General features: G+C 33.8%; 9 protein-coding genes. 6 read left to right on the forward strand and 3 right to left on the reverse strand.

Annotated features, from left to right (window positions below; genetic code table 11):
• Positions 1–158: 158 nt before the first annotated feature.
• Entirely contained in the window at positions 159–1,112 is a 954-nt protein-coding gene (locus LDL23_RS12595; RefSeq protein WP_026726302.1) for a PhoH family protein, read from the reverse strand.
• Positions 1,113–1,218: 106 nt separating this feature from the next.
• Here LDL23_RS12595 and LDL23_RS12600 point away from each other — a divergent pair, with 106 nt between their 5' ends.
• The 6 genes from LDL23_RS12600 (at position 1,219) to LDL23_RS12625 (ending at position 7,950) form a co-directional block, all read left to right on the forward strand.
• Positions 1,219–2,046 carry an SAM-dependent chlorinase/fluorinase gene (locus LDL23_RS12600; protein ID WP_291266018.1) on the forward strand — a complete coding sequence of 276 codons (828 nt, stop codon included), beginning with the start codon at positions 1,219–1,221 and terminating at the stop codon, positions 2,044–2,046.
• Between the two features lie 4 nt (positions 2,047–2,050).
• Positions 2,051–2,347 (forward strand): antibiotic biosynthesis monooxygenase family protein, encoded by a 297-nt coding sequence (locus LDL23_RS12605; RefSeq protein ID WP_111567812.1) that lies wholly within the window; start codon positions 2,051–2,053, stop codon positions 2,345–2,347.
• 47 nt (positions 2,348–2,394) lie between these two features.
• The gene (gene gldF / locus LDL23_RS12610; RefSeq protein WP_291266019.1) at positions 2,395–3,120 is read left to right on the forward strand and encodes a gliding motility-associated ABC transporter permease subunit GldF; all 726 of its coding nucleotides are present in this window, start codon (positions 2,395–2,397) and stop codon (positions 3,118–3,120) included.
• The gene (gldG, locus tag LDL23_RS12615; RefSeq protein ID WP_291266020.1) at positions 3,114–4,802 is read left to right on the forward strand and encodes a gliding motility-associated ABC transporter substrate-binding protein GldG; all 1,689 of its coding nucleotides are present in this window, start codon (positions 3,114–3,116) and stop codon (positions 4,800–4,802) included. The genes gldF and gldG overlap by 7 nt, the downstream gene beginning before the upstream one ends.
• 88 nt (positions 4,803–4,890) lie before the next feature.
• Positions 4,891–6,009, forward strand: a complete 1,119-nt coding sequence (gene dnaN / locus LDL23_RS12620) for a DNA polymerase III subunit beta (protein ID WP_291266021.1) — start codon at positions 4,891–4,893, stop codon at positions 6,007–6,009.
• Positions 6,010–6,225: 216 nt separating this feature from the next.
• Positions 6,226–7,950, forward strand: coding sequence for a M14 family zinc carboxypeptidase (locus tag LDL23_RS12625; protein ID WP_291266024.1), 1,725 nt, complete (start codon positions 6,226–6,228; stop codon positions 7,948–7,950).
• Here LDL23_RS12625 and LDL23_RS12630 read toward each other — a convergent pair.
• Together LDL23_RS12630 and LDL23_RS12635 are read right to left on the reverse strand one after the other, a co-directional pair.
• The gene (locus LDL23_RS12630) at positions 7,947–8,795 is read right to left on the reverse strand and encodes a patatin-like phospholipase family protein (protein WP_291266022.1); all 849 of its coding nucleotides are present in this window, start codon (positions 8,793–8,795) and stop codon (positions 7,947–7,949) included. The genes LDL23_RS12625 and LDL23_RS12630 overlap by 4 nt on opposite strands.
• A gap of 129 nt (positions 8,796–8,924) precedes the next feature.
• Positions 8,925–10,000, reverse strand: a 1,076-nt coding sequence (locus LDL23_RS12635; RefSeq protein ID WP_291266023.1) for a TolC family protein, incomplete at its 5' end; no start/stop codon positions are given.

A 10,000-nucleotide genomic window follows, 5' to 3' on the forward strand; every position in this document is an offset into this window, starting at 1 on the left:
TTGTAAATTTTAGGGTTTACTATGGGGAACGAAGAAAATCGGGGTTTTATTTTTTTAATTGGCGAATTATAAGATTTTTTTAACGTTTATAGGATTGTCATTTTTAAGAATTAGGAATAAAAAAAGACGCTAATAAAAGCGCCTTTTTTATATTTTATTTAATCGTTGTTCTCAATACTCTTGTACGCATCAATAATTTTCTTCACTAATCTGTGACGGACGATGTCTTTATCGTCTAAGTAAATTATTCCGATGCCTTCTACATCTTTCAATACTAAAAGTGCTTCTTTCAATCCTGAAATCGTTCTTCTCGGCAAATCCACCTGACCTGGATCGCCTGTGATGATGAATTTGGCGTTTTTTCCCATACGGGTTAAGAACATTTTCATTTGGGAATGCGTCGTATTTTGAGCTTCGTCTAAGATTACGAAAGCGTTATCTAACGTTCGTCCACGCATAAAAGCTAACGGCGCAATTTGAATGATACCTTTTAACAAATAGTCTTCTAAGGTTTGTGGTGGCAACATATCGCGCAACGCATCATATAAAGGTTGCATGTACGGATCTAACTTTTCCTTCATGTCACCCGGAAGAAAACCTAAGTTCTCCCCTGCTTCCACAGCCGGTCGCGTTAATATGATTCTCTTAACTTGTTTTTCCTTCAAAGCTTTTACTGCTAAAGCGACACCTGTATAGGTTTTTCCAGTTCCTGCTGGACCAACAGCGAAAACCATGTCATTTTTATGCACATAATCTACCAATTTTTGTTGGTTAGGCGTCATGGCTTTGATTAACTTTCCTCCTATTCCATGCACTAAAATCTTATCGCGGTCGTGCATGTGTTCGGCATCATGTTGATGACTCGTTTCTAAAACCCTCAAAATAACATTATCATCAATACTGTTGTAACGCGTAAAATGATGCATCAATCTTCTGAAGCGATTTTCAAACTCATCCAAGATTTCAGGCTCACCATACGCTTTAAGAGTAGTTCCTCGTGCTACGATTTTAAGTTTTGGATAATACTTCTTAATGGTTTCAAGATGAGCATCTTGCGCACCCCAAAATTCTTTTGGAGCAATGTCGACTAATTCAATGATTCTTTCGTTCAAAGGCTTTCTTTTTTTAATTATTTTTGAAACGCTAAAATTATAGTAGCTTTGCAATCAAATTTAGTAAAAACTACTATTGGATTTCAAATAAGTTATAAACAAAAAAATGTCAATAATTACTTTAACTACCGACTTTGGACACAAAGACTACTTCGTAGGTGCTTTGAAAGGAAAAATATTGTCGGAACACAAAGAAGCAGTTATTGTGGACATTTCGCACGAGATTGACTTATTCAACACTTTAGAAGCGAGTTATTGTATTGAAGCCGCTTATCACAACTTTCCAAAAGGTACGATTCATATAATTGGCGTGGATAGTGAACGTGTGGGCGATACCCAACATATTGCAATGCAATGGGATGATCATTACTTCATTTGTGCCGATAACGGAATTTTAAACACCTTAATTCAAAAGAAAATTCCACAGAAAATCGTAGCCATTACCATCCACGACCGATTGAATACAGATGTGAGTGATATGGATGTTTTCGTAGCGGTTGCTTGTCATATTGCACGAGGTGGTTTGTTGAATGTGATTGGTAAAGAAATTCCATCATTGAAACCAGTGAGTGTTTTAACTTCATCGATTACCGATGATTTAAGCGAAATTAAAGGACAAATCGTGTATATCGATTCGTTTGGAAATTGCGTTACTAATATTTCGCAAAAACAATTTAACGATACGATTAGAGGTCGAAAGTTCGAAATCGTAATCAAAAACAAGAAGTTCAGTCGTTTGCACAAAAGCTACTCCGATTTTCAAGTTTCTGATGTAAAACAATTAAAAGATTTAGAAGGTGATTTCTTAGCGTTATTCAATGAAAACGGCTATTTAGAAATTGCGATTTACAAAAGTAATCCAAAAACCGTAGGTTCGGCAGCAACCTTATTAGGGTTACATTTTAGAGATATGGTATCCATTAAATTCAAATAAGAATATGTTCATAAGAATTGTAAAAATGCGTTTTCAAGAAGATAAAATCGAAGCTTTTTTAAATAATTTTGAAGAAGTGAAACACCACATACGAAACTTCGAAGGAAACCGTTTCTTAGAATTGTATCAAGACAAAAACGACAAACGTATTTTCTTTACTTATAGTTATTGGGAAAACGAAGAAGCGCTTGAAAATTATAGAAAATCCGCTTTGTTTGATGGTGTTTGGACCTACACCAAAACTCTATTTAGTGACAAACCTGAAGCGTGGAGCGTGGATAGATTGGTGACTTTAGAATAATCTTTTAAACTCTTAAACGTTTAAACTTATAAACAAGAAAAAAATAAATGAAAGCATTATTATTACGAGAAATAAAATCCTTTTTTGGTTCGCCGATTGGATATTTAGTCATCGGGATTTTTCTTTTACTCAACGGATTATTTCTTTGGGTTTTTGAAGGCGAATTCAACATTTTAAACTCGGGTTTTGCCGATATGAGTCCGTTTTTCAAATTGGCACCATGGATTTTAATTTTCTTAATTCCTGCCGTAACCATGCGCAGTTTTTCAGATGAGAAAAAACAAGGAACTATTGAGTTATTGTTTACCAAACCGCTTTCGAATTGGGACATCGTAAACGGAAAATTTTTAGGCGCTTTGGTGTTAATTATTTTAGCGATTATACCAACGATTATTTATGTATTAACGATTTCGCATTTTGGAAATCCACAAGGCAATATTGATATGGGAAGTACATTAGGTTCGTATTTCGGATTGTTGTTCTTAATTGCGGCTTACACTGCGATTGGAATTTTTGCTTCTACTTTATCAGACAATCAAATTGTGGCTTTCATTATTGCAGTGTTTTGTTGTTTCTTTTTCTATTTCGGATTTGATGGCATTGCGGCTTTCCTTGGAAATTATAGTTCGATGTTTGCGGCTTTAGGAATGGATTATCACTTTAAAAGTATGAGTCGCGGTGTGTTAGACACGCGTGATATTGTGTATTTTGTGAGTGTTACGTTTTTATTTTTATCGGCAACGGTTTATCAACTTAAATCTTTGAAATGGTAATGAAGGAGAACAAATCAAAAGCTTTAAAGCAATTAGGAATTGTATTTTTAGCGATTATCGTTATCAATTTAATCAGTAACTTCTTTTTCAAACGTTTCGACTTAACGCAAGACAAACGTTATACGTTATCGGAAACGACTTTGAACATTATTAAAGAGGTTGAAAGTCCGTTATATATTGAAGTGTATTTAGAAGGGAATTTCCCACCAGAATTCAAGCGTTTACAAAACGAAACCAAACAACTTTTAGAGGAATTCACGGCTTATAATTCGAACATCATTTTCAACTTCAAAAATCCGATTGAGAAAGAGGAAACGCGAGTAGAAAAAATGAAAGAATTCTACGCGAAAGGCATGCAACCGCTAAGCATTACGGTAGAAGACAAAGGAAAGCAATCGCAAGAAGTAGTATTCCCTTGGGCACAAGCCACATATGGTGATAAATTCACGAAAGTGGCGTTATTGAAAAACTTAATGGGTGCTACAACGGAACAAAAAGTAATTAGTTCGGTGCAGCATTTGGAATTTGGTTTTGCGGAAGCTATCAATAAAATTTCGAAAGAAAAGCAAAAGAAAATTGCCGTAATCAAAGGAAATGGCGAGTTAATCGAACCGTTTATGGCCGATTTCTTGAAAACAGTAAAAGAAAGTTATTACATCGGACCTTTTACATTGGATTCGGTAGCGAAACAACCAACTCAGACATTAGAAGCATTAAAAAAATATGATTTAGCCGTAATTGCTAAACCAACAGAAGGTTTCACAGAAGAAGAAAAACAAGTGTTAGACCAATTCATCATGAATGGTGGAAAAACTTTGTGGTTAGTTGATGCGGTTTCAGCGGATATGGACAGTTTGTACAATGAAACCGGTACCATTTTAGCCGCACAACGCGAGTTGAACTTAACCGATATGTTCTTCAAATACGGAATCCGTATTAATCCGTTATTGGTGAAAGATGAATATGCAACGCCAATTAAATTAGCCTCAGGAAATCAAGGAAGCGAAACGCAAATGCAAGAATACACTTGGAAATTTGCGCCGTTTATCTATCCAACTTCAACGAATCCGATTGTGAAAAACATGGAAGGAATTAAGTTTGAATTTGCTTCTCCAATTGAAATCTTGAAAAACGATATTAAGAAAACCGTTTTATTGAGTTCGTCTGAATATTCGAAAACCATTGGAACACCAAGTCCGATTTCATTAGACATGGTGACTGAAGAAACCACTCCTGAAGAATATGAAGGTAAAGGATTGCTTCCAGTAGCGGTTTTGATGGAAGGAAAATTCAAATCGGCTTACCAAAACCGAGTATTACCTTTCAAAGACAATTCGTTCCAAGCCACTGGAAAAGAAAACAAGATGATTGTGATTTCTGATGGTGATGTGATTAAAAATCAATTAGACAAAGGCGTTCCTTTAGAATTAGGTTTTGACAAGTGGACCAATCAACTATATGGCAACAAAGAGTTCTTAATGAACTGTGTAAATTACCTTTTAGACGACAACGGACTTATTAACATCCGAAGTAAAGATGTCGATTTGCCACTTCTAAACAAAGAAGAAGTGTATAAAAATTATACCATGGCACAAATGGTAACTGTCGGATTACCAATAGTTATTTTAGCTATCTTTGGGTTTTTATTTACTTTCTTACGCAAAAGAAAATACAGCCGCTAGTTGTTAATAAAATTGTTTTTGCGGTTGAACAGAATTAGAATATATTTGTGAAATATAAAATCAAATCACGATTTTAAAATACAAGATGATGAAGTTTATAGTATCGAGTTCGTATTTATTAAAACAATTACAAGTTTTAGGTAGTGTTATCAACAGTAGTAACACCTTACCTATCCTTGATAATTTCCTTTTTGAATTAGACAATAACCAATTAAAAGTTTCAGCTTCTGATTTAGAAACAACGATGACGGCTACGTTAGAAATTGATTCTACAAGTCAAGGAAGCGTTGCTATTCCAGCGAAACTTTTATTAGATATCTTAAAAACCTTCCCAGAGCAACCGTTAACGTTTACTGTAGAAGACAATTCGACTGTAGAAATTAGCTCCAACTCGGGTAAATATGCGATTGCTTACGCTCCAGGAGAAGAATTCCCTAAAGCAGTAGTTTTAGATGATCCTTCAAAAACATTAGTCCCTGCAGAAGTATTAGCAACAGCAGTAAGTAAAACCATTTTCGCAGCTGGAAACGATGATTTACGCCCAGTGATGAGTGGTGTTTTCTTCCAATTTTCACCAGAAGGATTAATCTTCGTGGCAACAGACGCTCATAAATTAGTAAAATACGCTCGTACAGATGTAAAAGCATCTCAAGTAGCGGATTTTATTATGCCGAAAAAGCCTTTAAACATTTTAAAAGGAATTTTAGCGGCTTCTGACGCTGAAGTTTCAATCGAATATAATGATTCAAATGCAACGTTCTCTTTTGAAAATTATGTATTAACTTGTCGTTTAATCGATGGAAAATATCCAAACTACGAAGCGGTTATTCCAAAAGAAAATCCAAACAAATTATTAATCAACAGAGTTCAGTTTTTAAACTCGGTTCGTCGTGTGGCAATTTTTGCAAACAAAACAACGCACCAAATTCGTTTAAAAATCGCAGGAACCGAATTGAATATATCAGCCGAAGATATCGATTACTCAAACAAAGCAGACGAGCGTTTGACTTGTGATTACCAAGGAGACGATATGCAAATCGGATTCAACTCACGTTTCTTAACAGAAATGTTGAATAATTTATCAAGTGATGAAATCCAATTAGAAATGTCGATGCCAAACAGAGCGGGAATCTTAACTCCAGTAGATGGCTTAGACGAAGGCGAAACTGTTACGATGCTAGTAATGCCAGTAATGTTGAGCAACTAATTCAAAATATTTGATTTTACAGTTTAACTGAGAATCTTATTACCAACCCTAACTAACTTAAGAACCACTGAGCTTTGCTTTGTGGTTTTTTAATTTTTAAAAAAGTTACCTTTAAAAATAACTTTTCCCATACAGAGAAATAGCTAAAACAATTGCTTACAAAGGATATAATTTGTTTAAAAAACTTTATTTTTGAAAATCAAATACAATTCAACTATGCGTTTTCTTAAAATAAGTCTGCTTTTCTTCTCTATTTCTGCGTTTTCACAAAACAATTTTACCACACCTTTTGAACGAGGCAACGGCAATCAATCTACTACTTATGAAGAATGTATTGCGTTTTATGAAAAATTAGACGAAAGTTTTGCCAACATCCAAATGATTTACAAAGGCACCACCGATAGCGGAAAACCTTTGCATTTGGTACTTTTTTCAAGTGAAGGCAAATTTGATTTTGATGAATATTTTACTAAAAATAAAGCTGTAATTTTAATCAACAACGGCATTCACGCAGGTGAACCTGACGGAATTGACGCTACCATGATGTTGATGCGCGATTTAGCTATGGGGAAAATCAAAACAGCTAAAAACACATTAATAGCGGCTATTCCAGTGTACAGCGTGGGCGGCATGTTGAACCGAAATTCGCATACAAGAGCCAATCAAAATGGTCCCGAAGAATATGGTTTTAGAGGAAATGGGCGCAATTACGATTTGAATCGCGATTTCATTAAATCAGATACTAAAAATTCAAGAAGTTTTCAAAAGTTGTTTACCGAATTAAATCCCGATATTTTCTTAGACAATCACGTTTCTAATGGGGCGGATTATCAATATACGTTTACATGCATTGCCACCCAACACGAACGTTTGGGGAACAAATTAGGCAATTATTTCATCAACGAATTGTATCCTTCGGTGGTGAAAGACATGAACAAAAAGAAAATCGATGTAGTTCCGTATGTAAATATTCATGGTGATATGCCTGATAAAGGTTTCGATCAATTTACCGATACACCTCGTTATGCAACAGGTTATTCAACATTGTTTCACACTTTAGGATTTGTTCCTGAAACACACATGTTAAAAGTGTACAAAGAACGTGTGAAAGTGACTTATGAATTCATGGTCAGCACGATTAATTTTGCTGATACAAATTGGCAAAAAATCAAACAAATGCGAAAAGAAGCGTTGAACGAATATCAAGTTGGAATGCAATATCCGTTGGATTGGGCAATTGATTCTTCAAAAGTGTCTTATATTGATTTTAAAGGCTATCAAGGCGGTTACAAACCAAGCGATATTTCAGGAAAAGACCGCTTATTTTACGACAAAAGCAAACCGTTTACTAAGAAAATTCCATTTTATGGAAATTATAAACCTACGAAATTTGTAAACATTCCGAAAGCGTATGTTATTCCGCAATCGCAATGGCAAGTTTTGGATATTTTAAAATTTAACAATATTAATGCACATCGTCTTCAAAAAGACACGATTATTGAAGTAGAATCGTATAAAATTGAAAGTTATCAAACCTCAAAATCGCCTTACGAAGGTCATTACGCACATTACAATACGAAAGTTTCCAAATCGACTCAAAAAGTAAAATTTTTCATGGGCGATTATGTATTTTACACGAATCAACCTGGTGTGAAATATTTAGTTGAAACTTTAGAACCAGAAGCAGTAGACAGTTATTTCAATTGGAACTTCTTTGATCCTATTTTACAACAAAAAGAATATTTTTCGAGTTATGTTTTTGAAGATTTAGCCAAAGAATTCTTAGACAAAAACCCAAAAATCAAAGCCGAATTAGAACAAAAGAAACAAAACGACAAAGTTTTTGCTGAAAACGGTGCTGCTCAATTGGATTGGGTGTACAGACAATCGCCTTATTATGAGAAAGCGCATTTGCAGTATCCGGTTTATCGAGTGAACTAAATTTTAGATTGAATTTCAGAAATTGAATTTATAAAATGTTCTTTTCCTGAATTTATTATTGTTTTCGCATTGTAAAACTCAAAAATTCCAGCGCCATTTCTTGGAATTTCGACTAAAACATCGGGTGGATATTTTTCTAAAATTAAATTAGAAATATGATTGGTCATCGTTACCAAACTGTTATTAACTAAAAAAAAGTAATTGACGTTTTTATTCATTCTGTGTGAAGTTTTATTAGTGTCTTTACCTTGTTTTACAAGTTGCTCTATTTCTGAAAAATACACAACGTTATCTGCAACTCCAGCATTCACATTAACCGCAATTACTATGTCGTTTTGAACTCTTTTTGCTGTGTTAATCGGAATATTATTAACAACACCACCATCAATAAAAACAGAATCTCCTAAAGTTAATGGTGTAAAAATGGTTGGAATAGAAATAGAAGCTCTAATTGCATTGTATAAACTTCCTTTATCAAAAACAACTTCTCTCCCATTTGCTATATCAAAAGCGGTTGCAGTATATTTAATGGGTAAATCTTCAATATTAACGTCGGTAATAAATTCTTTTATTTCGTTAAAAATTCGCTCCCCTTTCACTAAACCTTGAGTTGAAAAACTAAAATCGATTAACTTAAAAATTTTAGTTCGGTTTACTTTTAACATCCATTGCTTGAATTCTTCTAGCTTACCTACTGCATAGATTCCACCAATTAAAGCACCCATAGACGTTCCAGAAATGGAAGCAATATTTACATTTAACTTTACTAATTCTTCAATAACACCAATATGCGCTATGCCTCTTGCACCACCACCGGAAAGAACTAAAGTAATATCTTTTTTCATTGTGTTGAGAATCTTGTTATTGAAAAACTTGTATTAAAAATAGTAAATAAATTTTAGAAATTGAAGTGCAATAAAAAAAGTCATCTTTTCAGATGACTTTTCATTTACAATTACATTACAAAAAATCTATTAATTCCATCCGCCACCAAGTGCTTTGTATAAATTAATTACAGTAAGCATTTGGTTTTTACGAGTTTCTATTAAATCAGTTTTAGCTTCTAAAGCATCGCGCTGAGTAAGTAAAACTTCCATATAATCAGCTCTAGCTGATTGAAATAATTGATTCGCAATTTCAATAGATTGATTTAAAGCATCCACTTGATTGTTTTTTAAATTAAATGAATTCTGTAAATTTTCAATCTTCGACATTTGATTTATAACTTCGGTATAAGCTCTTAAAATGGTTTGCTCATATTCATAAACCGCTTGAATTTGTTTTGCAGAAGCTGTTTTATAAGTCGCTTTAATAGCATTTCTGTTTACTAAAGGCATAATAGCATCTCCAACGATAGAATACAATAGCGATTCTGGAGAGTTTAATAGATATTTGGCATTAAATGCTTCATAACCTATACCTGCTTTTAATCCAAACTGTGGATAAAAATTTGCTTTTGCTACTTTAATATTCAATTTAGCAGCTTCCAACTCCAATTGTGCTTGTTTGATATCGGGTCTGTTTTCCAATAAATCTGAAGGCAAACCTACATTTACAAACTTAGGAGTTGTTGCCATAAAATTACTAGCATCTCTTAAAACAGGTTGCGGTGTTCTACCTACTAAAAAATTAATTTTATTTTCAATTTCTACAATTTCCTGTTTAAGATTGTAAATTTCGCTCTGATTTTTTTGAACCTCAGCTTCAAAACGTTTAACTGCCAAAAGGGTTGTTCTAGCCGACTCTTTTAATAATTTTACAATTTCTAAAGCATTTTTTTGAATCTCGATATTTTGCTCTAAATTTTTCAATTGGGCATCTAATGCGATTAATTCATAATACGAATTAGCCACTTCCGCTACCAAATTCGTAACTAAATAATTCTTACCTTCTTGAGAAGCCATATATTCCATTACAGCTGCTTTTTTAGAATTACGAAGTTTTTTCCAAACGTCTAATTCCCAAGTACTGTATAAACCGAATTTGTAATTTGTTAATGGCTCAGGAAATTTCTCATCTTCTCTGATGTTTAAATTCTCTTCAACTGCAC

Origin of the sequence: Flavobacterium sp. (genome assembly GCF_020217025.1) — a bacterium.
Lineage (GTDB): Bacteria > Bacteroidota > Bacteroidia > Flavobacteriales > Flavobacteriaceae > Flavobacterium.